The following is a 212-nucleotide window of genomic DNA, read 5'->3' on the forward strand; positions in this document are numbered from 1 at the left end:
TGGCGATGGCCATCAGGAAGTTGAGCAGCGCGTACACTAAGGCGATGTCGAGGAACGTCGGCTCGCCGAGCGCCGCGCCGAGGATGGCGAGGATGACGACGGTGTTCGTCCCGAGGACGTTCACCGCCAGCACCCGGTCTTGCATCGTCGGCCCGACGACCGCGCGGTAGAGCATCCCGACCGCGAGGACGGCGAAGCCGGCGGCCGCGACG

At 69.3% G+C, this 212-nt stretch carries 1 protein-coding gene; it reads right to left on the reverse strand.

The window, feature by feature from the left end:
* Positions 1 to 212 (reverse strand): monovalent cation/H+ antiporter complex subunit F (locus tag EXE45_RS19385; RefSeq protein ID WP_137695232.1); only part of this gene is annotated, 212 nt, incomplete at both ends.

Source organism: Halorubrum sp. SP9 (genome assembly GCF_005435015.1).
In the GTDB taxonomy this organism is placed as follows: domain Archaea; phylum Halobacteriota; class Halobacteria; order Halobacteriales; family Haloferacaceae; genus Halorubrum; species Halorubrum sodomense.